The sequence below is a fragment of the Methylobacterium sp. J-043 genome (assembly GCF_022829505.1).
Lineage (GTDB): Bacteria > Pseudomonadota > Alphaproteobacteria > Rhizobiales > Beijerinckiaceae > Methylobacterium > Methylobacterium extorquens_A.
Window position 1 is genome coordinate 25,596 of record NZ_JAKSYB010000065.1, and the last position, 24,075, is coordinate 49,670.

Here is a 24,075-nt window from a genome sequence, read left to right on the forward strand (position 1 = left end):
GATTTCGTCGCGATTGCAAGCGAGCATAAGGGCGCGACCGCCCCGTTGCGACGGATATCATGAACGCCCACGCCTCGTCCCTGCCGCGCCGGCAGAGCCATCTCGACGTCTACCTGCGCGTCCTCAGCGCCCTGATGCTGCGCGACATGCGCAGCCGCTTCGGCGGAAACTACTGGGGCTACCTAGTACAGGTGCTCTGGCCCTGCGTGCATCTCGGGATCATCGTTGGCGCCATGACATTCCGCGGAATGAAGTCGCCCATGGGTGACGAACCGATGGTCTTCGTCGCTTCGGGCGCATTGCCGGCCCTCGCCTTCCAGTACATCTCCCGCGAGGTGATGAAAGGCTACATGGTCCACAAGCCGCTGACTTACTTCCCGCAAGTAAAGCGCTTCGATACCGTCGTCGCACGCATCCTTGTCGAGATCGTCAGCAGCTTCATGGGGGTCTGCCTCGTTTTTGTGGTCCTTGTCTGCTTCGGTGTCGATCCCGTTCCCGCCGACATGACGACGGCCATCACTGGATATCTGACGGCGATCGCGCTCGGAATCGGTGTCGGGACGATCAATGTGGGGATTTGCTCGGTTTTTCCCGGTTGGGCACTCGGTTACATCTTGGTGACGCTCACCTTGTATTTGACGAGCGGCGTGTATTTTATGGCGTGTTATATGCCTGATGAGATTTATTACTACATGAAATGGAATCCCATCACGCAGCTCATTGAATGGGTTCGCCTCGCCTACGACCCGACCATTCCTGCTCAGATCGACTATCTTTATCTCTTCTGCTGGGTCTTCGGCAGCCTCACCATCGGTCTTCTCATGGAACGCTACGTCGTTCGGGCCCAGCAGTGACCGGACTTCGGTGCTGCCGGGTGTAGCCGGAATCGGTGTTTGAGCTCGGTTTCGGCGGTTCCAGAGAAGATCCGCCGTCGGGCTGGGCCCGGTCGACCGACGTTTTCCAACTGGGCCGTACGGAGATGAGGAGGCGGCTCAAAAATTCGGCGGCGCCCCGAAAAAAGGGGGTTGAGTCCCGCCAATCCTCCCCGTATAGAACCGCCCAACGCCGACGCACTCAGCGCCGCCGGCGAGGCCAGGGACCGGAAACGGTCACGGCAGAAGTGATGGGGCCTTAGCTCAGCTGGGAGAGCGCTTCCATGGCATGGAAGAGGTCATCGGTTCGATCCCGTTAGGCTCCACCATCATATCTTCCCAAGAATGACATAGAGGCTGGGCGGGTCGCGCGATGATGCCGACCGCCGCCGCATGGTTCGGGTTGTCGTTCGGACGAAGTGCCGTCGGCACGGACTTCATCACTCACTCCATCGAAGCCTCTACCATCGCGCATGGTCCGCAGCACGAGCCTCGAAGGTTCTGCTCTGCAGAGCCCTCTCGGATCAGGCTCGATCATCCTGTGACAGCCGCCTGATGCCCGAGCGGGTCCCGTCGTTCCCCGTGGATCCTACTGAGCGATCTGCCAGGGGCTGATGATGCGAGTCGGTTTCGGGCCGGTCTCGGCGCGAGCCTGCCGGGTCAGCGGTTCGATCGCTTCCTCCGGAGCCAGACGGCGGGCTTTCGCGAGCGCTTTACGGGCTTCCTCGGCGGGCATCGCGCCCTGCGGCAGCATCATCGCCATCAACTGGCGGCGGGTCGTCGCATTGATCGCGCGCGAGCGCTTCACATCCTCGAAGTCGCTCATCCGGTGGCGGGCCGCCTTGGCGCCGCGACCGCGATCGTCGTGGCCCATGAACACCTTCGGGCCGCCTGGCATGACGACGATGTCGCCGGGCCGCAGAGTCTCGTCGCGGAGAAGCGCCGCGGTCGGATTGGCCGCGATCGCCTTCGAGTCGACTGGCTGCTTGCCGCTGATCCCAGTACCGTCATCCTTCGGCAGGGCCGCGTAACGCACCTTCGGCCGGCTCCGATCCGCGGTGCTGCGATGCCGTCGCCAGCGATAACGCTCGTTGACCTCGCCGCCGCCGTAAACCTGAATAGGAGCGACCATCGGGGCGGGCGCTGCCCGCTGCGGCGAAAAAAGTTGCTGAAACAGGCCGCCGAGACCGCCCTCTTGAGCATGAACGCCAGCAGCAGTGGAGAGAATGAGGGCGGAAGAGGCCAGGACGAGCGCGAGGCGTCGTCCGGAGCGGCGCAGGGTCGAAGGCATCGACGGCTCCTGAAGCGAGGCGGTCGCGTTCGACCGATGCGTTTTCAACCGGAGCCGATCTTAACGGTTCCGGCGAGAACTTGGCGCGAATGTGAATTTTTCATGAGTACGCCGTTCGAATACGCAGCAGCAGCAGCGGGAAAAGGCTGCTGACGGCCAGCTCACGTCTCTGTGAACCGAAGTTCGGGCCAGACGGTTGCCGAATAGCGCAGCCGTTGATCGCGCGCTGGACGGAGCCCATTCCGCGATGCCTACATCCGATCGCGTCGTTCCCGACGCTGCTGCCGCGGTGGACAACCCCCGCTACCCGACCTTGTGGACCATGGCACTGGCGACGGCGCTCCTCGGCATCGTCGCTCTTCCACGCCGGTCTGCTCAGCCTACTGATCATGATGCGGATCGTGCCGGCGATCACGCGCGCGGCGCGTCGGGCGGCGATGAGGCGCGCCAGGAGTCACCCTCGCACGAGGGCGCCGATGCCCATCGGGTCGCGCGGACCGAGCAGAACCGTGGCCGCTCCGCCGACACGCCGACGGAGGTGCCGGCCGAAGGCTGGAAGGACATCCTGAAGCGGACCTACCGGGATATAGGCGAGAATCGCCTGACACTGGTGTCGGCGGGCGTCACTTTCTTCGTCCTTCTCGCCATCTTCCCGGCCGTTGCCGCGCTGGTCTCCGTCTATGGGCTGATCGCCGACGTTTCGACCATCAACCACCAGATCGAGACGCTGCGCGGCGTCCTTCCCTCGGGGGGCGTCGACATCGTCGCCGAGCAGGTGAAGCGAGTGACGGAGAAGGGTGATACGACGTTGGGGCTGACCGCCCTCATCGGCATCGCCCTTTCGGTCTGGAGCGCCAATGGCGGCGTGAAACACGTCTTCGACGCACTCAACCTCGTCTACAACGAGCGCGAGCGGCGCGGCTTCTTCAGGCTCAACCTTGTCTCACTGGCCTTCACGGCGGGCGCTCTGCTCTTCGTCGTGCTCGCGCTGGCTGGCATCGTCGCGGTGCCGCTGGCGATCCAGTTTGTGGGCCTGTCGGGCGACGCATGGTGGCTGGCCCTGCTGCGCTGGCCGGTCCTGTTCCTGATCGTCATCCTGATGCTCGCGGTGCTCTACCGCTACGGGCCCAGCCGCGACGCCCCACGCTGGCGCTGGGTGACGACGGGCGGCATAGTCGCCGGATTCCTGTGGCTGGCCGGCTCGCTGCTGTTCTCGTGGTACGTCTCGAACTTCGGCAGCTACGACAAGACCTACGGCTCCCTCGGCGCCGCGATCGGCTTCATGACCTGGATTTGGATCTCGACCACGATCGTGCTGCTCGGCGCGCAGCTCAACGCGGAGATCGAGCACCAGACCGCCAAGGATACGACGGTCGGCGCGCCGCAGCCGCTCGGCACGCGCGATGCCCGCATGGCGGATACGGTGGGAGCCGCCGCCTGACGGCCGCTCCCTCTCCATCAGTTCTTCGCTTGGCTCGGGTCGTCGGCCGGATTCAGGTAGTTCACGCCGAACGGCCCGCTTCCGTTCACTTGGAGGACGACCGGTTCCTTGGTCGTCCAGAGGGCATGCGGCATGTTCTCGGGCAGGAACACGAAGCCGCCAGTCCGCAGTTCGACGCCCTTGGCCCGGTCGATCGTCGCGCCGTGCTGGTGATGGATCGAGCCCGACAGGATCGTCAGCGTCTCGGCCCTCGAGTGGGTGTGCGGGGCGATCACCGTGTCGGCGGGGAACCGGATCCGCAGAACGAAGGGGCCGGGTTTGGCCGGATCGCCGGCCAGGGCGCTGATTTCGGTCCCCTTCGGAAGGTTGGGCGGCCCCTTCTCCCATTTCACGGCAGCGCCATCCGGCAAGGTCACCGCGCCGGGTCCGTCTCCATGCGCCTCGCCGGCCGCGCGAGCGGTGCCGAGGGAGAAGGAAAGAGCGAGGGCGAACGCGGCGCTCCCGATGATCGCAGCCGAGCCTGATCGAAGCGTCACGTTCATTCTCCCCTGGGCTTTTCGGTCCCGGCGGTCCGGCCGCCAGAAGCCGGAAGCCATTCCCCGTGCCCTTTCGTGCCCTTCCTGTGGCTTGCACACAAGAGAACGGCGGGGCTCGCGCCCCGCCGTTCCATCGTACTCCAAGAGAGATTCAGCCTCAGTAGGCGGTGCGACCGTAGGAGCCGACACGATCGACCGGCTGGGCGCCGTAGGCCGTGTAACCGGCCGGGCGGCGGACTGAGCCCGTGGCGATGTTGTCCGCCGCATTGGCCGTGCCGCCGACGACACCGCCGACCACGTTGCCGGCCGCATTCACGGTTCCGCCGACGATGTTGCCGGCCGCGCCGATCGTGCCGCCGACGATGTTGCCGGCCGCGCCGGTCACGCCGCCGACGACATTGCCCACGCCGCCGAGGAGGCCGCCACGCTCACGCACCGGGTCGATATGCGCACCCCATACGTTGAGGCTGCCGTCACGGTTGTAGCTGGCGCTGTCGGAAGCGATGCCCTGGGCGAGGCTCGAGGTCGCGGCAAGGCCGAGAGCCAGGGCGAGGGCAGCGGTGATTTTGGTGCGATTGGTCATGATCGATCCTTTATCCGTTCATGCGGGCGACGATCCACTTCGTCTGATCTTACGTTCGATCAAACTAGCTGCGCCCGTCTTCGATGAACGGGATTTGGGGTCGACTGTCTGAGTGACAATAGCGGGTTTGTCGCAGTGCACCATCGATATATTTCGGATTTACCTTTTGCGCCCGAAATTTTGTGCAGCGACATTGCGCGCGGCCAAAAAATCCATTCATTTTGAGGGCGTTGCCTCCGCTGGCTAGGCTCGGTTTTGTGCGGTGCACGAGCGCACATAGGCCCGGTGATCGGCAGTTTTTCGAGCGTTCTGCCTTTCGCGTGGCGTCGGGGCCCCTGCGAGGAACGGGACCGGTTCCGTGCCATGCCGACCATCGCGGACCAGAGAACCGGGGACCTGCGGCATTTCCCGGCGACGGAGCGATGTTCTGAAGCGGCGAAAATGCTCTATGGATCGGCGGCCCCGCCCTTGGGGGCCCGTTCGCCGATGGCTGTTCGACCGATGACCGAAGAGACGCAACTGCAACCGGCCAAGCCCGTCGGCGCCGACGACCGGGTGATCCTCGTCGATGGCTCGTCCTTCATCTTCCGGGCGTACTTCCAGTCGATCAATCAGGACCAGAAGTACAACACCCGGCCCTCCGACGGCTTGCCGACGGGGGCGGTGCGCCTGTTCTGCACCAAGATCGCGCAGTTCCTTCAGGAGGGCGCCGCCGGGGTGAAACCAACCCATCTCGGCATCGTCTTCGACAAGTCCGAGGGCTCGTTCCGCAAGGAGCTGTTCCCCGACTACAAGGGCCACCGCCCCGACGCGCCGGACGACCTCAAGCGCCAGATGCCGCTGATGCGCGATGCGGTGCGCGCCTTCGGGCTGCATGCGGTCGAGCTGATACGCTACGAGGCCGACGACCTGATCGCGACCTACGCCCGGCAGGCTGAGGCGCGCGGCGCCGAGGTCATCATCGTGTCCTCCGACAAGGACCTGATGCAGCTCGTCTCGGACAAGATCCGGTTCTACGATTTCGAGTCGGGCGCCAAGGGCAAGCCCGGCTACCGCCCCGAGCGCAACCTCGACCGCGAGGCGATCATCGCCAAGTGGGAAGGTCTCGCGCCAGAGCAGATCGGCGACGCGCTGGCGCTGATCGGCGACACCTCCGACAACGTGCCGGGCGTGCCGGGCATCGGCCTGAAGACGGCCGCCGCCCTCATCAAGGAATACGGCAGCCTTGCTCAACTTCTGGAGCGGGCCGCCGAGATCAAGCAGCCCAAGCGCCGGGAGATGCTGCTCGCCAACATCGATCAGGCCAAGCTCTCGCGCCGCCTCGTGGCGCTGGAAGAGAGCGTGCCGGTGCCGGTGCCGCTCGACGAACTCGGCGTGCCGCAGCCCGATCCGCAAAAGCTCGTCGGCTTCCTGAAGGCGATGGAGTTCAACACCCTGACGCGGCGCATCGCGCAGATGCTCCATGTCGACCCGGAAGCGGTCAAGCCTGATCCGGCGTTGCTGCCGGGCGCACAGCCCCACGCCTACACCAACGCGGCCGGCGGCAGTGATGCCGTGCCGTTCTTCGGCGACGACGTGCCGGTCGATCCCGAGACCGCCGCCGCACCCGAGCGGACGGCTGGGGAAACCCCGCCCGAGGCGGGCGAGGCCGATCCCTTTGCCGATCTCGATCTGCCGGATCAGGCTCCGGCGAAGAAGCGCGGCGCCAGCGAGCCGACACCTGCGACCCTGGTTGGCGCCCGCGCGGCGGAGTCGGTCAAACCGTTCGATACGGCTGCCTACGAGACGATCTCCACCGTGGAGCAGCTCGAAGCCTGGATCGCCGAGAGCTACGAAGCGGGCGTGATCGCGGTCGATACCGAGACCGACGCGCTCGACGCGGCCAAGGCCGGGCTCGTCGGCGTCTCGCTCGCCACCGCGCCGGGGCGGGCGGCCTACATTCCGCTCGCCCACGTCAAGCCCGAGGTGAAGGGCGGCGATCTGTTCGGCGAGAGCGGGGCAGGGGCGGATGCCTCCGACAAGCAGCCCGGCCAAATCGATTTCGACACCGCCCTCAAGCTGCTGAAACCGCTCCTGGAGGATGCCGGCACGCTCAAGGTCGGCCAGAACCTGAAATACGACCTCTCGGTGCTCAACCGCTACGGCATCGACGTGGCGCCCTTCGACGACACGATGCTGATCTCCTACGTGCTCGATGCCGGCAAGGGCGGGCACGGCATGGACGAGCTCGCCCGCCGCCATCTCGGCCACCAGCCGATCACCTTCGCGGATGTGGCCGGCACCGGCCGCAACAAGGTCACCTTCGACCGCGTGGCGATCGACAAGGCGACGGCCTACGCGGCGGAGGACGCCGACGTCACCTTGCGCCTGTGGCGGATGATGAAGCCGCGCCTCGTCGCCGAGCACCGGGTGACCGTCTACGAGACGCTGGAGCGCCCGCTGGTGCCGGTCCTGGCCCGGATGGAGCGGGCCGGCATCGCCATCGACCGCAACATGCTGAGCCGACTCTCAGGCGACTTCTCGCAGATCCTGGCGCGGCTGGAGGAAGAGATCCAAGACGACGCCGGCGAGCGGTTTCAGGTCTCCTCGCCCAAGCAGATCGGCGACGTGCTGTTCGGCAAGATGGGCCTGCCCGGCGCGAAGAAGACGCCCTCCGGCCAATGGGCGACGCCCGCGACGCTCCTCGAAGAGCTGGCCCAGGCCGGCCACGATCTGCCGAAGAAGATCCTCAACTGGCGCCAGCTCTCCAAGTTGAAATCGACCTATACCGACTCGCTGCAGCAGCACGCCGACCGGGGGACCAACCGGGTACACACCTCGTTCTCGCTCGCGGCCACGACGACGGGCCGGCTCTCCTCCTCCGATCCGAACCTTCAGAACATCCCGGTCCGCACGGAGGAGGGAAAGCGGATCCGCCGCGCCTTCGTCGCGCCCGAGGGCAAGAAGCTGATCTCGGCCGATTACAGCCAGATCGAGCTGCGCCTGCTCGCCCACATCGCCGACATCCCGCAACTGCGCGAAGCGTTCGAGCAGGGGATCGACATCCACGCGGCCACGGCGTCTGCCATGTTCGGCGTCGCCCTCGACCAGATGACCGGCGACCTGCGGCGGCGGGCCAAGACCATCAATTTCGGCATCATCTACGGTATCTCGGCCTTCGGCCTCGCCGACCGCCTCGGCATCGGCCGCGAAGAGGCTTCGGTCTTCATCAAGCAGTATTTCGAGCGCTTTCCCGGCATCCGCGACTACATCGACACCACCAAGCGCTCGTGCCGCGAGAAGGGCTACGTGACGACCCTGTTCGGCCGCGTCTGCCACTATCCGCAGATCCGCTCCAACAACCCGTCCGAGCGGGCGAGCGTGGAGCGCCAAGCCATCAACGCCCCGATCCAGGGCACCGCCGCCGACATCATCCGCCGCGCCATGACGCGGATGGAGGGGGCGCTGGAGGCCAAACGGCTCACCGCGCGGATGCTGCTGCAGGTGCACGACGAACTGGTGTTCGAGGTGCCCGACGACGAGGTGGAGGCGACGATCCCCGTGATCGCCGGAGTGATGGAGGAGGCGCCCGCGCCGGCCCTGACGCTGAGGGTGCCGCTGGTGGTCGAGGCGCGGGCGGCGGGGAACTGGGAAGAGGCGCACTGACCTCTTTCGGTCCCGACTTCAGAAATCGCCGGCCGCCTTGTGCGCGAGGCGGATCGGCTCCGGCAGGCGGTACTTCGGCGAGCAGGCCAGGACCAGTTCGACGGCACTCGGGATATCGGCGCGGTGCCCCGGCGAGATGAACAGCGGAAGCGTGGCGGTGCGCGTGCGGACCACGGCGCCGATGGTCTCGCCCCAGTCGATCAGGGGGACGTGCGCGCCCTTCTAATCGGGCAGGGCAGCGTTGGTACCGACGAGCCGCGTCTTGCCGACGCCGATGGTCGGGCGCTCCAGCCACAGGCCCATATGGCTGGCGATGCCGATGCGGCGCGGATGGGCGATGCCCATGCCGTCGAACAGGAAGACGTCGGGCTCCGCGCGCAGGCGCCCGAACGCCTCTTCCAGAACCGGTCCCTCGCGAAAGCTCAGCAGGCCGGGGATGTAGGGGAACGGCGTCGGCCGCTCGGCGAAGGCGCTCTCAACGAGGAGAAAGCCCGGAAAGGTCACGACGACGATGGCGGCGCGGGAGCGCTCGTTCTTCACGCTGACATCGACGCCAGCTACCAGCCGCACCGCGCCGAGATCGATGGCTCGGTCGGCCACGATCTCGCTGCGGAGCCGGCGCTGGAGCGCGACGGCCTCGGTCGGCGTCAGGTCCCAGGCATGGCGCGGGTGAAGCTCCATGCCGCGGGCCCCGTCAGTTGGCGAAGCGGAAATGCAGCACGTCGCCGTCCTGCACCACGTATTCCTTGCCCTCCAGCCGCAGCTTGCCGGCATCGCGCGCGCCGGCTTCGCCGTTCAGCGCGGTGTAGTCCTTGAAGGCGATGGTCTCGGCGCGGATGAAGCCCTTCTCGAAGTCGGTGTGGATCACGCCGGCCGCCGCCGGGGCACGCGTCCCCTTGGTGATCGTCCAGGCACGCGCCTCCTTCGGGCCCACCGTGAAGTAGGTCACGAGGCCGAGCAGATCGTAGCCGGCGCGGATCACCCGGTTCAGGCCGGGCTCGGTCAGCCCGACCGCCTCCAGGAACTCGGCCTGGTCGGCTTCCGGCATCACCGCGATCTCGCTCTCGATCTTGGCCGAGACGACGACCGCGACCGCGCCCTCCGCCTTGGCCCGGTCGAACACGGCCTGAGACTTGTCGTTGCCCTTGTCAGCGTCGCCTTCGTCCACGTTGCAGACGTAGAGCACAGGCTTGGCGGTCATCAGGCCAAGCTGCTGGAACAGCCGCTCCTCCTCGGGCTTGCGCTCCACGAGCCGGGCCGGCTTGCCCTCGCGCAGCAGCGGCAGGGCGCGGTTGACGAGGTCCAAAAACTCCTTGGCCTCCTTGTCGGCGCCCTTTGCGCGCTTCTCCAGGGCGACGACGCGTTTCTCCAGGCTGTCGAGATCGGCCAGCATCAGCTCGGTCTCGATCGTCTCGATGTCGGCGATCGGATCGACCTTGCCCTCGACGTGGGTGACGTCGCCATCCTCGAAGCAGCGCACCACGTGGGCGATGGCATCGACCTCGCGGATGTTGGCGAGGAACTGGTTGCCGAGGCCCTCGCCCTTCGACGCGCCGCGCACGAGGCCGGCGATGTCGACGAAGGTCAGCCGCGTCGGGATGATCTCCTTCGAGGAGGCGATGCGGGCGAGGTCATCGAGGCGCGGATCGGGCACCGCGACCTCGCCGACATTCGGCTCGATGGTGCAGAACGGATAGTTCGCGGCCTGGGCCGCGGCCGTCTGCGTGAGCGCGTTGAAGAGGGTCGACTTGCCGACGTTCGGCAGGCCGACGATGCCGCATTTGAAGCCCATGGCTGGTCCTAGAGGTCCGTTGTGATCGGTCGGGAGCCGCGCCCGGAAGCCCGCTGCATCGGGGTCCGGCGGCTTCGTGTCAATTCGCGTCGCGCGCTTTCGCCTTGCCGGCCTCGCTAGGCGTCTTCACCGTCTCCCAGCCGCGGCCGGCCATGGCGAGATGCACCTTGTTCTGGAAACTCGCATCCTCGCCCGCCGCGAGCAGGGCTGCGTGGTCGGCGGTGGCGCGGCAGAGATCCTCGACCCAGGGCTCCTCCGACTTGGCGAAGTCGTTGAGGACGTAGGCGTGCACCAGCGCCTTGTCACCGGGATGGCCGATGCCGAGGCGGACGCGGCGGTACTCGTTGCCGCACAGCGCCGTGATCGAGCGCAGGCCGTTATGCCCGGCATTGCCGCCGCCGAGCTTTACCCGCAGCTTGGCCGGCGCGAGGTCGAGTTCGTCGTGCAGCACGATCACGTCGGCGAGCGGGATCTTGAAGAAGCGCTGCGCCTCGCCGACCGATCGGCCGGATTCGTTCATGAAGGTCTGGGGCTTGAGCAGGATCGCGCGCTCGGTGCCGAGCACCACCTCGGCGGCCTCGCCCTGGAAACGGCGGCGGAACGGGGCCGCCCTGTGGACGCGGGCGATCTCGTCCACGGCCATGAAGCCGATGTTGTGGCGGTTGCGCGCGTAGCGCGAGCCGGGATTTCCCAATCCGACGATGAGCCGCATGTGCGCTCCCGATCCATGCCCCGACAAATGGAAATGCCCCGGCCGGGCGGCCGGGGCATCGATGGATGCGCAAGGTGCGGGCGCTCGCGGCGCCCGCTGCGGCTTACTCCTCGGTCTCGTTCTTCTCGCTGGTGGCCTCGGCCTCGGCTTCCGCCTTCTCCTCGGCCGCCTCGGCGGACTGCGCCTCGGCGATCGCGGCTTCCTCGGCCTCGACCTCGGCGCCGAGCACGGTCGGCGGCAGCAGGTTGGCGACCGTGTCGGTCGGCTCACCCGTGTAGGTGCCGGCTGGCAGGCGCAGGTCGGAGGCGTGAATCACGTCGCCGATCTCGCGGCCGGTCAGGTCGACCTCGATCGCATCCGGGATCTGGTCGGGCGCCACGTCGAGGGCGACCGTGTGCAGCGCGACGTTGAGGGTGCCGCCCTTCTGCTTGATGCCGGGGGCCTGATCCTCGTTCACGAAGTGGACGGGAACGTCGACCGTGACGGTCTGGCCGGAGACGACGCGCAGGAAATCGACGTGCAGCGGCACGCCGCTCACCGGATCGAGCTGGTAGTCGCGCGGGATCGCGCGGGTCTTCTTGCCGCCGGCATCGATCTCGAACACGGTGGTCTTGAAGCCGCCGGCGTAGATCAGGGTGCGGGCGCGGATGAGGTCGATGGCGATGGCCTGCGGGGCCTGGTTTCCGCCGTAGATGACGGCGGGAATCTGGCCCTGGCGACGAACGGCCCGGGCGGCCCCCTTGCCGACCCGGTCGCGTGCCACGGCCTCAAGCGTCTTGGTGGCGCTCATGGCGTGATCCTTTTGTAAGATATGGAGCCGGGCCAACGACAAAGGCCGCCCGAAGCGGACGGCCCGACCGTTCCCCAGCGCGCCCGTGCCTCCAAGGGTGTCTCAAGGGCGCGGGCGGGCCATACACGCAATGGGGCCCGGTGGCAACGGCGGACCGGACGATGGGCGTGCTACCGGTTCGCGGTTGCCATGCCGCGGCGGGCTTCGGCCTGCTTGCTGGTGTCGTCGAAGTACTTGGTGGCGTCGCCGAGCTGCACCGAGGGCTGGCAGTCCGGGGTGCAGGAATAGGATTCCCGATCCAGGCCGCGCTGCACGGTGATGATCGACGCCTGCGGCGCCTGCACGCTGATGGTCGATTCGGCGAGCATCGCCCCCTTGCCGTCGAGGGCGATCAGATTGGTGGTGCCGAAGCTCTTGCCCGTCAGCACCACGACGCCGTTCTTCTGCAGCGTGATGTCGGCGATCATCGGGTTGCCCACCACGACGGTCTGGGTCTTCTCCGGCAGGCGGATCACCTTCGCGTTGTCGACCTGCACCGAGACGGTGCCCTGCGGCACCGGCTCGTTCGCGCGGACGGGCGCGGTGAGCGCGAGAAGCACCAGGGCGGCCGGGCCGGCGCGGAGCGGGAGGCGGTGAGGGCGCAGGCGGGGCATGAAGGGTCGGTCCGATCGCGCGTAGGGCAACGCTCTCCGTTGAAGGCTGTGCCGTGTCCGCGGCACGAATCCGGAGCGGAGGCGTCTCTCGTGGCGTGAACGAAACAGGAAACTGATGAAGGAAGCGCTAACCTTGTCCGGAAGTCCAACGCTCACGAGCCTCGTCCGGCGCCAGCGAACCATTCGACCGATCGTCGAAACGCATCATTAACTGCCGCTCGCAAACACCCGGCTAGTGGCTTGGTTAGGAGGTCGATTTAACCCAAATGCAACGCGTCGGGATTACAACTCGGTCTGTCGCCGATCGGGGCTTCTGCAGAATTCCGACGGACGCCCATCGGATCTAATCAAGTGGAGATCATCGTGAAGAATATCGCCAAGCGCTTCATCTCTGACGAGTCCGGCGCGACTGCTATCGAATACGGCATGGTTGCTGCCATGATCGGTATCGCGATCGTCGGCATTTTCGCCAGCTTCAAGACGAACCTGACGACCGCCTTCGCAACGCTCGGAACCGGCCTCAACACGCAGACCACCAAGCTCGGCACCGCCAACTGATCGATCGGTCAGGCGACAGTGGCTTTCAGGGCGTGACGAGTATACTTCGTCACGCCCCGCAAAAGCCTAAGGTAGGTTGGACGCTCTGATGCGTATCTAGACCGACGAACAGGTGGGGAAGGAACCATTCCGTGTTGAGCATGGCAGCCTACCTCCTTCTGTGTGTCGTCTTTCCATTTCTCATGGCTTATGCCGCCGCCAGCGATTTGCTGACGATGCGGATTTCCAATCGCGTGACCGGTCTCGTTTTTATCGGGTTCGTACTCTACGCAGTGGTATCCGGTATGGACTGGAGCGATCTGTCCCGGCACCTGGCGGCCGGCGCCCTAACGCTCGTCATCACCTTTGCCTTGTTCGCCCGGGGCTGGATTGGAGGCGGCGACGCCAAGCTCGCGGCGAGCACGGCGCTCTGGATCGGCCTTGCGAACCTTCCGGAATACTTGATCCTGACCTCGATCCTGGGTGCGCCTCTCACCCTGTCGATCGTGTCCGCCCGCAAGTATCCGCTGCCGAAGCTGGCGCTCAAGCTTCCCTTCGCCGTTCATCTGCACGACACGAAGACCGGGGTTCCCTACGGCATCGCATTGGCCGCCGCCGCGCTGCTGGTGCTCCCGAACTCCGTCGGATTGGATCGGCTCGCTCTGCCTTGATCGGCGGTGAAGGATCCGATCGAGTAGGCCGCCGACGAGGCGGCCATCGTGTTTTGCCCGATCTCGAGCGATTGCCGGTTGGGACACCATTGCGAAGGCCGCTGTGACGATCGGTTAACCCTAACTTGACGAATGCCGGGCAAGTCTCGGAACCAGACGGCGACGGAGCCGTCGTCACGGTCCCGCGCCTGCCATGAAACCAGCCCGTCTTGCCGTCCTGGGGATCGCACTCGTTGCGGGCTGCGGCGCCGCCTTCTTGATGCAAGGGGAGGAGAAGGCGCCGGAGCCTGCGCCCGTCGCGAAAGCCGAGCCCGTCGTGCCGGTCCCGATGAGCGAAGTCCTCGTCGCCGCTGCCGAACTGCCCATGGGCCAGACCCTCAAGCCCGAGGATCTGCGCTGGCTGCCCTGGCCGGAACAGGCGATCTCGCCGGGCCTGATCGAGCGCCGCGCGGCGCCCAAGGGACTCGAGGACTCGGTCGGTGCGATCATCCGCACCGGCTTCTCGGCCAACGAGCCGATCCGGCCCGAACGTCTCGTCAAGGCCGGCAGCGGCTTCATGTCGGCGATCCTGCCGCCCGGCATGCGGGCCGTGGCGATCACCACGGATACCCGCGGATCGAGTTCGGCGGGCGGCTTCATCCTGCCGAACGATCATGTCGACGTCATCAAGACCAGCAACGACGGCAGCGAGCAGTTCGCCGAGACGCTGCTGACCGACGTGCGCGTGCTCGCCGTCGGCCAGATCGTGCAGGAGAAGAACGGCGCCAACGTCGTGACGGCGGAGACCGCCACCCTGGCCCTCACCCCGGCACAAGCCGAGACCGTGACGCTGGCTCAGAAGGTCGGGCAGCTCTCCCTCGTGCTGCGCAGCATCCAGGATTCCGCCCGAACCGCTTCCCTCTCGCAGGAGGCCGACATGCCGCCCGAGGGACCCATGACCGTGGTGCGATTCGGCGTCGCCAAGCAGCAGCGCCGGTGAGGACAGGACCGATGACGACCGCCCCTCGCTTTCGCGGACTTGCCTGTCTCCTGCTCGCCGGCGCTTGTCTCGCCCCGGCCGTCCTGCTCGGCCCGGTCCCGGCGCAGGCCAGCCCTGCCGGCGCTTCTCCCGTCCTGACGATCGGGCCCAACGAGGCGGCCGTGTCCCGGCGGGTCGAGTTGAGCAAGGGCCGCTCGCTCATCGTCGATCTGCCGCGCGACGCCAAGGAAGTGTTCGTGGCCAACCCGGCGGTCGCGAACGCGGTCGTCCGCTCCAGCCGCAAGCTCTTCCTGATCGGCATCGACAACGGCGCGACCTCGATCTTCGTGATGGATGGCGAAGGACGCCAGATCGCAGCGCTCGACGTTACCATTGCCCGCGACATCAACGTCCTGCGGCAGTCGCTGCAGCAGAGCCTGCCCGGCGGCCGGTTCGACGTGAAGGCGGTCGGGGATTCGCTGGTCCTCTCAGGCAGCGTGAACTCGGCCTCGGAGGCGCAGCAGGCGCTCGACATCGCCAACGCCTTCGTCGGCCTCGCGGCCGGCGGCGGTGTCGCGACCCGCGGCGCCGTCATCAACAACCTGACGATCCGCAACAAGGATCAGGTGATGATCCGCGTCACCGTGGTCGAGGTGGCACGCACCGTCCTGAAGCAGTTCGGTATCAGCACCAGCGGCAATTGGTCGGCGTTGAACCCGATGGGCGGAAACGTCCTCACGAACAACACGGGCTTTCCGTTGACCGGGTCACGGAGTCCGGATGCCAATGCTCTGACGGCATCCGTCCAGACGGGCGGGTTTTCCTTCAAGGCCACCTTGCGCGCCTTCGAGCAGGCCGGCGTGTCCCGCATTCTGGCCGAGCCGACGCTGACCGCGATTTCCGGTGAGTCTGCGAAATTCACGGCGGGCGGCGAGATTCCGGTGCCGCTAAGCTGCTCGGCCGCCTCGACCGTCTCGATCGGCACGTCGGTCAGTCAGGGTTGCGTCGTCGCGCTGACATACAAACCCTACGGCGTGAGCCTGGCGTTCACCCCCGTCGTCATGGCCGAGAACCGCATTTCGGTCCGGATCGCCACCGACGTCGTCGATCTCGATCCTCAGAACAGCTTCACCTACTACCTCAACGACCGTCCGACACCCGTGCCGGGCACGACGAAGCGCAGCTCCGAGACCACCGTCGAGCTCGCCTCCGGCGCGACCATGATGACCGCCGGCCTGATCCAGCAGAAGAACCGGGCGGCGATCTCCGGCCTGCCAGGGCTGATGAACCTGCCGATCCTCGGTGCCCTGTTCCGCTCCCGCGACTACCAGCGCGACGAGACCGAACTGATGATCATGGTCACCCCCTACATCGCGCAGCCGATGGAGGCGCGGCAGGTGCAGCGGCCGGACGATGGCTTCGTCGATGCGCCGGACGGGCAGGCGGTGCTGCTCGGACGTCTGAACAAGATCTACGGCACGGTCGGCGGCGGCACCCTCGGGCCGGCCTATCGCGGCCGGGTCGGCTTCATCGCCGACTGACCCCGTCCATCAGGATCGAATCACGATGTCCTTCCCCGTCCGCACCCCCGTTTCCCGCGTCTGGCCGGTGGCCGCCGCCGTGCTTCTGTCCGCCGGGCTCGGTGCCTGCCGCGCGGACCGGGTCGCCACCACCGGCTCGACCTACCCGATCGACGTGCGCACCCGCCACCCGATCGTGCTCGCCGATGCCGACCGCAGCCTCGATGTGTTTCCCACCGGAATCGGCCATATCGATCCGCGCCAGCGTGCCGACATCGAGGCCTTCCTCGTGGAGTACCGGCGCTACGGCCGCGGCATTCTCCTCGTCGAGCTGCCGCGCGGCGTATCTCCGTCTTTGGCCGGGCCCGTCGAGCGCACCGGCGCATCGATCCGGCGCCTCGCGGCGGAGATGGGCGTGCCGGCCGGCGGCGTGCGGGTGGCCGCCTACCCGATCGCCAACCCCACATTGGCCTCGCCCCTGCGCCTGAGCTTCCAGCGGATGCAGGCCAAGGTCGCCGACAAGTGCGGACTCTGGCCGCGCGACCTCGGCGCCAGCGACCTGCGCGCCAACTGGTCGAACGAGCCGACATGGAATCTCGGCTGCGCGATGCAGTCCAACGTCGCCGCCCAGGTCGCCGATCCGATCGACCTCGTACGCGGCCGGCCCGAGGGCCGTATCGATACGGTCCTGCGCACCAAGGATCTCGGCCAGCTCCGCGAGGGCAAGGATCCGTCAACGCAATGGCGTCAGGATGGGCAGACGAATGTCAGCAGCGAAGTGAAGAGCCAGTAGCCTGCCTGGTCGCTCGCGCGCCGCCTCGAACCCTTGTCGATCACCGGCCGCGCCACTCGGCATAAGAACCGGAAACCACGCATCATGCCGGACCCATACGAGGTTTCAGAGCGGACGATCGCCCCGGTGCCGCGGATCACGATCCAGGCTTTCTGCGAAACGCCGGAAACGGCTGCGATGATCGAGGGCATCGCTGCCGAACGCCGGATGCAGAAGGCCCACGTCAAGGTGCAGATGGGCGGGGGAGCGGCAGCCCTCGAGGCGTACCGGCACGCGCCCACGCCCAACGTGATCGTGCTCGAATTCCTGAATCTCAAGTCGCGGCCGCTCGAATGCCTCGATCAGCTCGCCGAGGTCTGCGACGAGGGCACGAAGGTGCTGGTGATCGGCCACGTCAACGACGTGTTGCTCTACCGGCAGTTCATCCAGCGGGGGGTGAGCGAGTATCTGATGGCGCCGGTCGAGCCGGTCGCGATGATCGCCGCCGTCTCCGACCTGTTCGCGGCGCCGGGCGCGAAGCCGGTGGGGCGTACGGTCGCTGTCTACGGCGCGCGCGGCGGCGTCGGCAGCTCGACGGTCGCCCAGAATCTTGCCTGGACGGTGGCCCGCGAGCACGGCACCGCGACGGTGATCGCCGACCTCGACGTTGCCTTCGGCACGGCGAGCCTCAACTTCAACCAGGACCCGCCCCAGGGCATCGCCGAGGCGGTGTTCGCGCCCGAGCGCCTCGATGCCAACCTGCTCGACCGCCTGCTCTCGAAATGCGCCGACAACCTGAGCCTGCTCTCGGCGCCCGCCACCCTCGACCGCACCGTGGACCTGACCGAGCCCGCCTTCGATGCGCTCACCGACCTGCTGCGGGCGGCGGTGCCCTGCATCGTCCTCGACGTGCCGCATCAATGGTCGGCCTGGACCCGCCGCGTGCTGATCAGCGCCGACGAGATCCTGATCGTCGCCCCGCCGGATCTGGCGGGCCTGCGCAACGTCAAGAACCTGCTGGCCCTGCTGCATCAGCAGCGTCCCAACGATGCGCGGGCACGGGTCGTCCTCAACGGCGTCGGCGTGCCGAAGCGGCCCGAGATCGCGGCGGCCGAATTCGCCAAGGCGCTCGACGTCCCACTCCAGGCGGTCATTCCCTTCGATCCGGCCCTGTTCGGCACCGCTGCCAATAACGGCCAGATGATCGCCGAGGTGCAGGCCGGCTCGAAGCCCGCGGAGATCTTCTCCGATCTCGCTGCGGCCGTGACCGGGCGGGCCGAGATCCGCCGGGCCCGGGCCAACCTCCTGGAGCCGCTGCTGGCCCGGCTGACGCGCAAGAAGGCGTCCTGACGGTGTCCTGCGCTCTTTCCTCCCAAGACTGCTGAAGGCGCGGCGCCATGTTCGGTCGACGCTCCAATACCGCCGCGGCGCCCGCCCCGGCCGCACCCGCGGCCGGACCGGTGACCGTCACCCCGCCGGTCCTGCAGCAGGAGGCCGTGCGCGCGCGTCCCGAGCCGCCGAGCGCCCCGGTGCCGCAGGTGCAGCAGCCGAAATCCGAAGATTACTTCCGCACGAAGAGCATGATCTTCGGCGCGCTGATCGAGGCGATTGACCTCGCCCAGCTCGCACGGCTGGAAGGCGAGGCGGCGCGCGAGGAAATCCGCGACATCGTCTCCGAGATCATCGGTCTCAAGAACATCGTGCTGTCGATTGCCGAGCAGGAGGAACTGCTCGACGACATCTGCAACGACGTGCTCGGCTACGGTCCGCTGGAGCCGCTTCTGGCCCGCGACGACATCGCCGACGTGATGGTCAACGGCGCCAACCGCACCTTCATCGAGGTCGCCGGCAAAATTCAGCTCACCTCCGTGCGCTTCCGTGACAACCAGCAGCTGATGAACATCTGCCAGCGGATCGTCAGTCAGGTCGGTCGCCGCGTGGACGAGTCCTCGCCGATCTGCGACGCGCGCCTGCCCGACGGCTCGCGCGTCAACGTCATCGCCCCGCCGCTCGCCCTCGACGGTCCGGTGCTGACCATCCGTAAGTTCAAGAAGGACAAGCTCACCCTCGACCAGCTCGTGCGCTTCGGGGCGATTTCGCCGGAGGGCGCCAAGATCCTGCAGATCATCGGCAAGGTCCGCTGCAACGTCGTGATCTCGGGCGGCACCGGCTCGGGCAAGACGACCCTGCTCAACTGCCTCACCGCCTTCATCGAGCAAGACGAGCGCGTCATCACCTGCGAGGACGCCGCCGAGCTTCAGCTCCAGCAGCCGCACGTGGTGCGCCTTGAGACCCGTCCGCCCAACCTAGAGGGACAGGGGCAGGTCACCATGCGCGACCTCGTCAAGAACTGCCTGCGCATGCGCCCCGAACGCATCATCGTCGGCGAGGTGCGTGGACCGGAAGCCTTCGATCTGCTGCAGGCGATGAACACCGGCCACGACGGCTCCATGGGCACGCTGCACGCCAACTCCCCGCGCGAATGCCTTGCGCGTATAGAGTCGATGATCACAATGGGCGGCTTCTCGCTGCCCTCGCGAACGTTGCGCGAGATGATCACCGGCTCGATCGACGTGATCGTCCAGGCCATGCGCATGCGCGACGGCTCCCGGCGCATCACCCACATCACCGAGGTGATGGGGATGGAGGGTGAGGTCATCATCACCCAGGATCTGTTCGTCTACGATGTGCTCGGGGAGGACGCGAACGGGCGCCTGCTCGGCCGCCACCGCTCCACCGGGATCGGCCGGCCGCGCTTCTGGGAGCGGGCGCGCTATTACGGCGAGGAGCGGGCGCTGGCCGCCGCCCTCGACGCCGCCGTGGTCGATGTGGAGGCGGCATCGTGAGCGCGCTCAACGCCCCTCTGGCGGTCGGGCTCGTGGCGGTGGCCGCCGGTTCGCTCGCCTACGTGTTCCTGATGCCCGCCCTCTCGGGCGAGCGGCGGGCGGACCAGCGTCGCAAGGCGCTGGGGCAGCCGCGGGCCGTCCTCGCGGAGCGCGGCGCGGCCGCCAACCGCCGCGAGCAGGTCGCCAAGAGCCTCAAGGAGCTGGAAGCCAAGAAGGACAAGACCAAGGTCACGCTCGAACTTCGCATCGCCCGCGCCGGCCTCGATTGGAGCCGCCAGAAGTATCAGGTCGTCTCGGCGATCACCGCCGTCGTCCTCGCGCTGGCCGCCTTCCTCGCCTCGCAGAATGTGATCGTCGCCGGGCTCGCGTTGTTCGTGGGCGGGCTCGGCCTGCCCGCTTGGTGGCTCAAGCGGCGGCAGAAGCGGCGGGTCGCAGCCTTCATCGAGGAATTGCCCAACGCCATGGATGTGGTGGTGCGGGGTCTACGCTCTGGCATCCCCCTCGGCGACTGCCTGCGCATGATCGCCCGCGAGGCGAAAGAGCCGCTGCGCAGCGAGTTCCGGGTGACGATGGAGGCGCAGGCGCTCGGCCTGTCGATGTCCGACGCGATCCTGCGCATGTACGAGCGCGTGCCCGTGACGGAGGTGAACTTCTTCTCCATCGTGATCGGCATTCAGCAGAAGGCCGGCGGCAACCTCTCGGAGGCGCTCGGAAACCTGTCGCGGGTGCTGCGCGAGCGCAAGAAGATGGCCGGCAAGATTCAGGCGATGAGCATGGAGGCCAAAGCGTCGGCCGCCATCATCGGTGCCCTGCCGTTCGTCGTCGGCGGGGGGACCTACCTTTCGAGTCCCGATTACACCGCGCTCCTGTGGACCACGGCGATCGGCAAGATCGCCCTCGTGATCTCGGGTCTGTGGATGCTGACCGGCGTCTTCGTGATGAAGAAGATGATCAATTTCGACATCTGAGTCGCGCACCGGATGGCGACGTGAAGGGGCGGTCCGAGCCGCTCCGCAAGGGACGGACTGGGCCGGACACCGATGCTGGATGACTTCGTCAACGCTGCGTTCGCGCCCCGCACCATCGCCGCGGTGCTGGCCGGCATCGCCGCAGCGGCCACGGCTTTCACCCTGGTGCAGCCGCTGCTGGAGGGTGACCCGCTCGCCAAGCGGATGAAGCTGGTCAGCGACGAGCGCGAGCAGATCCGTCAGCGCGAACGCGAGCGGCTCAACAGCCGCGGTACGCTGCGCGTCGAGCCGAAGGCCTACATGAAGCGGGTCGTCGAGCAGTTCAACCTCGGCCGCTGGCTCGGGACGGAGACCGCCAAAGCCAAGCTGATCCGGGCCGGGTATCGCGGTGCGGGGGCGGAGACCGCTTTCCTCTTCTTCCGCCTCGTGATGCCGATCACCCTCACGGCCGTCGCGCTGTTTTACCTGTTCGTGCTCGAAGTGCTCGACCAGCCGTTCGTCATCCGGCTCGGCCTCGTCTTCGCTGCCGGCTTCTTCGGCCTCAAACTGCCGGAGGTGTACCTGTCGAACGTCACCTCCAAGCGGCAGGCGGAGATCCGCCGCGCCTGGCCCGACGCCCTCGACCTGTGTCTGATCTGCGTCGAGTCAGGCATGTCGGTCGAAAACGCTTTCCGGCGGGTCAGCCTGGAGGTCGCGAGCCAATCGGCCGTGCTCGCGGAGGAGCTGGCGCTCCTGACCGCCGAGCTGTCCTTCCTGCCCGAGCGGCGCGTGGCCTATGAGAATCTCGCCCTGCGCACGGGGCTGGAGATCGTCAAGTCGCTGACCACGGCGTTGATGCAGGCCGAGCGCTACGGCACGCCGGTGGGGCAGGCCCTGCGTGTGCTGGCGCAGGAGAGCCGCGACTTTCGCATGACCGAGGCCGAGAAGAAGGCCGCCTCGCTTCCGCCGAAGCTCACCGTGCCGATGATCCTGTTCTTTCTGCCGGTGCTGTTCGTGGTTCTTCTGACGCCCGCGGGTATCCAGGTCTACGAGGCGATGAAGTAGACGGCTTCGGGGGCCGCGGGCCGCCTTGGCCCGAACCCGGATGCACGTGGCCGTTCGATGCTGTAGCCACACGCGGATCTCCACCGCGACGCGGCACCCCATGGCTCTGCTTTCCCTCGACGATCTCGCGCCCGGTCAGGAATACGCGGCCGGGCCGATCACCGTCAGCCGTGACGAACTCGTCGCCTTCGCCCGGGACTACGATCCGCAGCCTTTCCACCTCGACGAGGCGGCGGCGAAGGCGACCTTCGTCGGCACCCTGATCGGCTCGGGCTGGCAGACGGCGGCGGTCGGCATGCGGCTGCTCGCGGACGGCCTCGTCTCGCACGCGACCTCGATGGGGTCGCCCGGTATCACTGCCCTGCGCTGGCTCAGACCCGTCCTGCCGGGTGACGCCCTGAGCGCGGTGATCCGCGTCGAGGAGGTCCGCCCCTCATCCTCGAAGCCGGACCGCGGCATGGCGCGGCTCTCGATGACGCTGACGAACGGGCGCGGCGAGGCGGTGATGACCCAGGCCTTCGCGGTGCTGTTCGCGCGGGCCGGCGCTGCGCCCGCACCGCGCCCGGTCGAGCTCTCGACCGAGACGGCCCCCGTGACGGAGCCGGATGATGCGGTGCCGCTGCCCTACCTTGCGCGGGCGGAGCTTGGCACGACCCGCGATCTCGGTGCCCACCGCTTCGAGGCGGACGACATCATCGCCTTCGCGCGGGCCTACGATCCGCAGATCTTCCATCTCGATGCGGAGGCTGCGCGGACGACGCATTTCGGCGCGCTCTGCGCCTCGGGCTGGCAGACCGCGGCGGTCTGGATGAAGCGGCTCAACGCGACCTTCGACCGGGACATCGCACTCACCGCCCGCTCCGGCCCGGTGCCGCAGCTCGGCCCCTCGCCGGGCTTCAAGGATCTGAAATGGCTGCGGCCGGTCTATGCCGGTGACACGATCCGCTATGCCAGCACACTCGTTGATCGCCGCGCCTCCCGCTCGCGGCCGGGCTGGGGCATCGCCACCCACCACAACACCGCCGAGAATCAGTGCGGCGAGCCGGTCTTCGCGTTCACCGGCACGGTGTTCTGGCAGTGGGAGCCTGCGGCCGCATGAGCGCTCCGTCCGCCCGCCGGATCCTCGTCGCCAGCTTCGTCGGCACCGCGATCGAGTTCTACGACTTCTACATCTACGCCACCGCCGCCGCTCTGGTGATCGGGCCGATCTTCTTCCCCCAGGGCGAGCCCGGCGTTCAGACGCTTCAGGCGTTCGCGACCTTCGCCATCGCCTTCCTCGCCCGGCCGGTCGGCGCGGCGGCGTTCGGGCATTTCGGCGACCGGATCGGGCGCAAGGCGACGCTGGTCGCCTCGCTGATGATCATGGGGCTGTCCACGGTCCTGATCGGCTGCCTGCCGGGCTATGCCAGCATCGGCTGGTGGGCGCCGGCCCTGCTCTGCCTGCTGCGCTTCGGCCAGGGCGTCGGCTTCGGCGGAGAATGGGGCGGGGCGGCCCTGCTCGCGGTTGAGAACGCGCCGCCGGGGTGCCGCGCGCTCTACGGGATCTTTCCGCAGCTCGGCGCGCCGATCGGCTTCATCGCCGCCAACCTTCTGTTCCTCGGGCTCAGCGTGGCGTTAAGCCCGGCGGATTTCGAGGCCTGGGGCTGGCGTCTGCCCTTCCTGGCCTCGGCCGCCCTCGTCGGCGTCGGGCTCTATGTTCGCCTCAAGCTCACCGAGACGCCGGCCTTCCGCGCCGCCCTCGAACAGGCCCCGCCGGAGCGGGTGCCGCTCGCCACGATCTTTTCCGCGCATCGGCGCGCAACGCTGCTCGGCACGCTCGCCATGGTGGCGGCCTACGCGGTGTTCTACCTCTCGACCGTCTTCGCGCTGAGCTACGGCACCGGCACGCTCGGCTACCCGCGAAAGACCTTCCTGCTGTTCGAGTGCGTCGCGATCCTGTTCATGGCGCTGTCGATCCCTCTTTCGGGATGGGCGGCCGACCGGCTCGGGCGCAAGCCCGTAATGCTCTCGGGGCTCGCCGTCACGGGGGCGCTCGGCGCGGTGCTCGGGCCGATGCTCGGCAGCGGCGAGCCCGCCCTGGTGCTCGCTTTCCTCTGCCTCGCTCTCTTTGCCATGGGCTGGATCTTCGGGCCGATGGGCGCGCTGCTGCCCGAACTGTTCCCGACCCGGGTGCGCTATACCGGTGCCTCGGTGACCTACAATCTCGCCGGTATCGTCGGCGCTTCGGGCGCCCCCTTCGCCGCGCAATGGCTTGCCGGCTGGGGTGGCATCGGATGGGTCGGGCTCTACCTGACGGTCGCTGCCGGGATCAGCCTCGCCGCCATCGCCTGCATGCCAGAAACTGGCCACGACGCCTGACGCCGCAAAAGCACGCGATCCCAGGCGGATCAGCCATGCATCGAGCGAATAGATTGTGCGCTATTTATATTGCGCGCAATCTAAAT

The 24,075-nt window shown here is 67.3% G+C and carries 21 protein-coding genes, 1 tRNA gene and 1 pseudogene; 15 read left to right on the plus strand and 8 right to left on the minus strand.

Going from position 1 to position 24,075, the window contains the following annotated elements; translation table 11 throughout:
• Positions 1-59 precede the first annotated feature (59 nt).
• Both MKK50_RS21305 and MKK50_RS21310 read left to right on the plus strand, forming a co-directional pair.
• Positions 60-854, plus strand: a complete 795-nt coding sequence (locus MKK50_RS21305) for an ABC transporter permease (protein WP_253372347.1) — start codon at positions 60-62, stop codon at positions 852-854.
• Positions 855-1,125: 271 nt separating this feature from the next.
• Positions 1,126-1,201 (plus strand) — tRNA-Ala (locus tag MKK50_RS21310).
• Positions 1,202-1,461: 260 nt separating this feature from the next.
• On the opposite strand, the gene MKK50_RS21315 is transcribed toward MKK50_RS21310, so the two are convergent.
• Positions 1,462-2,163, minus strand: coding sequence for a hypothetical protein (locus tag MKK50_RS21315; protein WP_253372345.1), 702 nt, complete (start codon positions 2,161-2,163; stop codon positions 1,462-1,464).
• Positions 2,164-2,410: 247 nt separating this feature from the next.
• Between MKK50_RS21315 and MKK50_RS21320 the strand changes: the two genes are divergently transcribed.
• Positions 2,411-3,604 (plus strand): YihY/virulence factor BrkB family protein, encoded by a 1,194-nt coding sequence (locus tag MKK50_RS21320; RefSeq protein WP_499025164.1) that lies wholly within the window; start codon positions 2,411-2,413, stop codon positions 3,602-3,604.
• Positions 3,605-3,621: 17 nt separating this feature from the next.
• On the opposite strand, the gene MKK50_RS21325 is transcribed toward MKK50_RS21320, so the two are convergent.
• Positions 3,622-4,140, minus strand: coding sequence for a cupin domain-containing protein (locus MKK50_RS21325; protein WP_499025165.1), 519 nt, complete (start codon positions 4,138-4,140; stop codon positions 3,622-3,624).
• Positions 4,141-4,297: 157 nt separating this feature from the next.
• On the minus strand, positions 4,298-4,723 hold the full coding sequence (locus MKK50_RS21330) for a hypothetical protein (RefSeq protein ID WP_499025167.1): 426 nt from the start codon (positions 4,721-4,723) through the stop codon (positions 4,298-4,300).
• A 501-nt stretch (positions 4,724-5,224) separates the two neighbouring features.
• On the opposite strand from MKK50_RS21330, the gene polA reads away from it, so the two are divergent.
• Positions 5,225-8,368, plus strand: coding sequence for a DNA polymerase I (polA, locus tag MKK50_RS21335; protein WP_499025168.1), 3,144 nt, complete (start codon positions 5,225-5,227; stop codon positions 8,366-8,368).
• An 18-nt stretch (positions 8,369-8,386) separates the two neighbouring features.
• Here polA and nfi read toward each other — a convergent pair.
• The 5 genes and pseudogenes from nfi to MKK50_RS21360 form a co-directional block, all read right to left on the minus strand.
• A pseudogene (gene nfi, locus MKK50_RS21340) lies at positions 8,387-9,049 on the minus strand (deoxyribonuclease V).
• Positions 9,050-9,062: 13 nt separating this feature from the next.
• Positions 9,063-10,160, minus strand: coding sequence for a redox-regulated ATPase YchF (gene ychF, locus MKK50_RS21345; RefSeq protein WP_015822854.1), 1,098 nt, complete (start codon positions 10,158-10,160; stop codon positions 9,063-9,065).
• 79 nt (positions 10,161-10,239) lie between these two features.
• Complete coding sequence (gene pth, locus MKK50_RS21350; protein WP_499025170.1) at positions 10,240-10,872, minus strand: aminoacyl-tRNA hydrolase; 633 nt, start codon at positions 10,870-10,872, stop codon at positions 10,240-10,242.
• Between the two features lie 103 nt (positions 10,873-10,975).
• On the minus strand, positions 10,976-11,662 hold the full coding sequence (locus MKK50_RS21355; protein ID WP_253372329.1) for a 50S ribosomal protein L25/general stress protein Ctc: 687 nt from the start codon (positions 11,660-11,662) through the stop codon (positions 10,976-10,978).
• A 170-nt stretch (positions 11,663-11,832) separates the two neighbouring features.
• Positions 11,833-12,315 carry a pilus assembly protein N-terminal domain-containing protein gene (locus MKK50_RS21360; protein ID WP_253372327.1) on the minus strand — a complete coding sequence of 161 codons (483 nt, stop codon included), beginning with the start codon at positions 12,313-12,315 and terminating at the stop codon, positions 11,833-11,835.
• A gap of 351 nt (positions 12,316-12,666) precedes the next feature.
• Here MKK50_RS21360 and MKK50_RS21365 point away from each other — a divergent pair, with 351 nt between their 5' ends.
• From MKK50_RS21365 to MKK50_RS21415, 11 genes are all read left to right on the plus strand, one after another.
• The gene (locus MKK50_RS21365; protein WP_499025171.1) at positions 12,667-12,873 is read left to right on the plus strand and encodes a Flp family type IVb pilin; all 207 of its coding nucleotides are present in this window, start codon (positions 12,667-12,669) and stop codon (positions 12,871-12,873) included.
• Between the two features lie 140 nt (positions 12,874-13,013).
• A complete protein-coding gene (locus MKK50_RS21370) occupies positions 13,014-13,523 on the plus strand; it encodes an A24 family peptidase (RefSeq protein WP_499025172.1) in 510 nt (169 codons plus the stop codon).
• 193 nt (positions 13,524-13,716) lie between these two features.
• The gene (cpaB, locus tag MKK50_RS21375; protein ID WP_499025174.1) at positions 13,717-14,502 is read left to right on the plus strand and encodes a Flp pilus assembly protein CpaB; all 786 of its coding nucleotides are present in this window, start codon (positions 13,717-13,719) and stop codon (positions 14,500-14,502) included.
• A gap of 11 nt (positions 14,503-14,513) precedes the next feature.
• Positions 14,514-16,022, plus strand: a complete 1,509-nt coding sequence (locus tag MKK50_RS21380) for a type II and III secretion system protein family protein (protein ID WP_499025176.1) — start codon at positions 14,514-14,516, stop codon at positions 16,020-16,022.
• Positions 16,023-16,047: 25 nt separating this feature from the next.
• Positions 16,048-16,794 (plus strand): CpaD family pilus assembly protein, encoded by a 747-nt coding sequence (locus MKK50_RS21385; RefSeq protein ID WP_499025178.1) that lies wholly within the window; start codon positions 16,048-16,050, stop codon positions 16,792-16,794.
• An 84-nt stretch (positions 16,795-16,878) separates the two neighbouring features.
• Complete coding sequence (locus MKK50_RS21390) at positions 16,879-18,123, plus strand: CpaE/TadZ family protein (RefSeq protein WP_499025179.1); 1,245 nt, start codon at positions 16,879-16,881, stop codon at positions 18,121-18,123.
• 47 nt (positions 18,124-18,170) lie between these two features.
• Positions 18,171-19,619: a TadA family conjugal transfer-associated ATPase gene (locus MKK50_RS21395; protein ID WP_499025180.1), complete on the plus strand. Its 1,449-nt coding sequence runs from the start codon at positions 18,171-18,173 to the stop codon at positions 19,617-19,619.
• Entirely contained in the window at positions 19,616-20,587 is a 972-nt protein-coding gene (locus MKK50_RS21400) for a type II secretion system F family protein (RefSeq protein ID WP_499025183.1), read from the plus strand. The genes MKK50_RS21395 and MKK50_RS21400 overlap by 4 nt, the downstream gene beginning before the upstream one ends.
• Positions 20,588-20,659: 72 nt before the next feature.
• Positions 20,660-21,631: a type II secretion system F family protein gene (locus MKK50_RS21405; protein ID WP_499025184.1), complete on the plus strand. Its 972-nt coding sequence runs from the start codon at positions 20,660-20,662 to the stop codon at positions 21,629-21,631.
• A gap of 100 nt (positions 21,632-21,731) precedes the next feature.
• Complete coding sequence (locus MKK50_RS21410) at positions 21,732-22,730, plus strand: MaoC family dehydratase (protein WP_499025186.1); 999 nt, start codon at positions 21,732-21,734, stop codon at positions 22,728-22,730.
• Positions 22,727-23,989 (plus strand): MFS transporter, encoded by a 1,263-nt coding sequence (locus MKK50_RS21415; protein ID WP_499025187.1) that lies wholly within the window; start codon positions 22,727-22,729, stop codon positions 23,987-23,989. The genes MKK50_RS21410 and MKK50_RS21415 overlap by 4 nt, the downstream gene beginning before the upstream one ends.
• Positions 23,990-24,075: the final 86 nt, after the last annotated feature.

Coding starts and splice junctions, on each gene's coding strand:
- polA (WP_499025168.1), top strand. CDS start 5,225: ATGACCGAAGAGACGCAACTGCAACCGGCCAAGCCCGTCGGCGCCGAC.
- cpaB (WP_499025174.1), top strand. CDS start 13,717: ATGAAACCAGCCCGTCTTGCCGTCCTGGGGATCGCACTCGTTGCGGGC.
- MKK50_RS21355 (WP_253372329.1), bottom strand. CDS start 11,662: ATGAGCGCCACCAAGACGCTTGAGGCCGTGGCACGCGACCGGGTCGGC.
- MKK50_RS21330 (WP_499025167.1), bottom strand. CDS start 4,723: ATGACCAATCGCACCAAAATCACCGCTGCCCTCGCCCTGGCTCTCGGC.
- MKK50_RS21315 (WP_253372345.1), bottom strand. CDS start 2,163: ATGCCTTCGACCCTGCGCCGCTCCGGACGACGCCTCGCGCTCGTCCTG.
- MKK50_RS21395 (WP_499025180.1), top strand. CDS start 18,171: ATGTTCGGTCGACGCTCCAATACCGCCGCGGCGCCCGCCCCGGCCGCA.
- ychF (WP_015822854.1), bottom strand. CDS start 10,160: ATGGGCTTCAAATGCGGCATCGTCGGCCTGCCGAACGTCGGCAAGTCG.
- pth (WP_499025170.1), bottom strand. CDS start 10,872: ATGCGGCTCATCGTCGGATTGGGAAATCCCGGCTCGCGCTACGCGCGC.
- MKK50_RS21370 (WP_499025172.1), top strand. CDS start 13,014: ATGGCAGCCTACCTCCTTCTGTGTGTCGTCTTTCCATTTCTCATGGCT.
- MKK50_RS21320 (WP_499025164.1), top strand. CDS start 2,411: ATGCCTACATCCGATCGCGTCGTTCCCGACGCTGCTGCCGCGGTGGAC.
- MKK50_RS21360 (WP_253372327.1), bottom strand. CDS start 12,315: ATGCCCCGCCTGCGCCCTCACCGCCTCCCGCTCCGCGCCGGCCCGGCC.
- MKK50_RS21385 (WP_499025178.1), top strand. CDS start 16,048: ATGTCCTTCCCCGTCCGCACCCCCGTTTCCCGCGTCTGGCCGGTGGCC.
- MKK50_RS21410 (WP_499025186.1), top strand. CDS start 21,732: ATGGCTCTGCTTTCCCTCGACGATCTCGCGCCCGGTCAGGAATACGCG.
- MKK50_RS21305 (WP_253372347.1), top strand. CDS start 60: ATGAACGCCCACGCCTCGTCCCTGCCGCGCCGGCAGAGCCATCTCGAC.
- MKK50_RS21405 (WP_499025184.1), top strand. CDS start 20,660: ATGCTGGATGACTTCGTCAACGCTGCGTTCGCGCCCCGCACCATCGCC.
- MKK50_RS21415 (WP_499025187.1), top strand. CDS start 22,727: ATGAGCGCTCCGTCCGCCCGCCGGATCCTCGTCGCCAGCTTCGTCGGC.
- MKK50_RS21380 (WP_499025176.1), top strand. CDS start 14,514: ATGACGACCGCCCCTCGCTTTCGCGGACTTGCCTGTCTCCTGCTCGCC.
- MKK50_RS21390 (WP_499025179.1), top strand. CDS start 16,879: ATGCCGGACCCATACGAGGTTTCAGAGCGGACGATCGCCCCGGTGCCG.